Genomic DNA, 2607 nt, shown 5'->3' with positions numbered 1-2607 from the left:
CCGTAATAATCATAAGCTGAATCACCTTTCAATTGGCGATAATCAATACCTAACAGCACATTATGTTTAATGCCAGCAATATCAATGACACCGGATAATTGATTGTCTATTGCATAAGCTTCTGAACTTTCATCTGTACTATAAATGTATCTTTCAAGATCGCCAGTTGTTTCATCATAAGATGCATAGTGGTAAGTGTTCTCTTGATATAAGTCAGCTTTGGTATAACGTGCATTTTGTAAGAATGTCCAATTTGAATTAAAGTCATGGCTAAATTTATAACCTAACATTAATACTTCACGTTCATAAGTACTCCAATTCTCATCCCCTACAAACGTACTTGTGCTAGTTGTCCCATTCTCATTGTCATACAGTGAGCCTGAAGAAGGAATGGCTGAGTTCATGCCCATATCGGGATCATTTTGATAATACACATTTAAATTAAGTGAGTCTTTTTCCGTAATGTCCCAAGTAATAGAAGGTGCTAATAGGTAACGTTCTTCGCCTGTTGTGTCTACTTGCCCATCTTTTTTACGTGCAAGGCCAATGAAACGATAAGAGACATCACTATCACCAATCTGACCTGTAGAATCGATAGAAAATTGCTTCATATCACTAGTGCCCACTTTCACACCAATGTCAGTTTTAGATTCAACTTGAGGGGCTTTAGCGATCATATTGACCATACCACCCGGTGGCATTGAACCATACAATACCGATGTCGGTCCTTTAAATACTTCAACCTGCTGTAATGCAATAGGATCTATTTGCGGTTGAAGATTCCAACCTGTCAGTTGTTGAAGCATTAAGCCGTCATAGTAACTTTGGCTACTAGAAAAACCTCGGATCATAAAGGTATCGTACATAGTCACTGCGCCACCTTTAGTCTCAGTAATAACACCTGGTGTATAACGTAGTGCTTCATTAAGAGACTGTGCACTTCGTTCTGCTAATAACTCGGCATCAATAACATTAATAGCTTGAGGGGTTTCTTCTGGTGTTAATGACGTTTTAGTCGCAGTATTTCGATATGCTTTACCCATAACCGAGATAGTATCTAATTCAGTTACATTGTCAGATTGCTCAGCAGCAACAATGTGTGAGCTAAATAAAGCGACGGCAATAACAGATGCTAAGGTAGTTGGTTTGAAATACTTGGTTCCATTTGGAGTAGTCATGATAATCTATTGCTTCCATTTATTTGATAATGATTATTATTTAGATATTATCAATTTATAAATGAAAAACTTAACAATTTGGTGCAAAGTATATGTCGAAATGAACTATTTTTACTTTTTGACTGTCGCTTTTTGTAAAATAGGTAACCAATATTCAACGTCTAGTCTTGATTTATCTATTTGCTTTTTGTAAACCTCTAACTCATGACCATCCCATAATTCATACTCTGAGTTAGGTAACCAAAAAAAGACAAACCATTCGACTATCTTCGCAAACATTTCTGTTGGACCCTCAAAGGAGAGGACGGCATAATCTTGATCGGTTAAATCAATATGCGCTGCTTCTTGTAGTGGAATGGCAGTCCCCGCTAAATAAGTTAGTTGCCCTTCTTGCTCGGCATCATCAGCACTAATCACCCCAAAGTATTGGTCCGTGACAATATGTTGTGCTTTGGAAAATGTTTCAAACTTTTTCCATGTATCAGGCACAGTGTTCATATAATCAGGTGCAGCAGAAGCGATCCCTTTAATTTTATTTTCTACACCGTATATGGTCATGTTAGGTAAATGCTCTATGCGTATCTGCACAAACAAGGAGTTTAATTGAGATTCCGTAAACGGGCTTTTAGTCAAAGGTTTTTTAATTCCCATTCTTAGTCCACGTTTCTGATATTGTTTAGGACTCATATTAAAATAGGATTTAAATGCACGACTAAATGAAATTTCCGAACCAAAACCTAGCATATAAGCAATATCGATCATTCTATTACCATTAGCTAACACTAACTCGGCTGCTTTTGATAATTTTTGTTGGCGAACATAGCTAGCTACATTTTGCTGGGTATACTCTTGAAAAATCCGTTGTAATTGCCACCGAGACCAACAACTTTTGCTGGCAAGATCTTCTAATGAAAGTGGGAGATGCAATGAATTTTCAATATAATCAAGTACCGACTCGATACGATTCAATGAGTTGTTGGTTGGTCCTTTCACGAGAAACTCTGCTTCCTTATATTGCTAATCACTCATTAATCATGATAAACAAAGGTATAGCCCTATTAGTAGCTAATACAAATGACTATCATTTAAAGAGTGCTTACTATACAGGGTTGAGTTTACGGGGTTAAATAAAATTTTAATATAGAAAAGTAAACTATCGGAATATCAACTGGAAGTTCAAACAGATATAAGTTCTTATCTTTAATTAAAATAAAAACTTATATAGTTAATTAGATTAACTCATGTCAGGTTCAAATAGATTACGTTTCATATAAAATTTAACCCAAAGTGCAGCAATGATACTAATCACACACAAAATAGAACTACTAATGGTGCATTGCATATGACTGTATCAATATGCTAAATAACTCTGTTTAAAGAACAAAAAAGCACCTGAGTAACAGCTGCTTTTTACGAAACTTACAACGAA

General features: G+C 35.7%; 2 protein-coding genes. Both read right to left on the bottom strand.

Translation table 11 applies throughout. The features are described 5' to 3' along the window. The coding region (locus DS885_RS16980; RefSeq protein WP_113820581.1) for a TonB-dependent siderophore receptor at positions 1-1178 on the bottom strand (1178 nt) is incomplete at its 3' end. Positions 1179-1289: 111 nt separating this feature from the next. Continuing rightward, positions 1290-2171 (bottom strand): helix-turn-helix domain-containing protein, encoded by an 882-nt coding sequence (locus DS885_RS16975; RefSeq protein WP_113820580.1) that lies wholly within the window; start codon positions 2169-2171, stop codon positions 1290-1292. Between the last annotated feature and the right edge of the window lie 436 nt (positions 2172-2607).

Source organism: Psychromonas sp. B3M02 (assembly GCF_003318165.1).
Lineage (GTDB): Bacteria > Pseudomonadota > Gammaproteobacteria > Enterobacterales > Psychromonadaceae > Psychromonas.
Note: the sequence above shows the minus strand (reverse complement) of the source record. Positions and strands in the feature narration are given on the sequence as shown.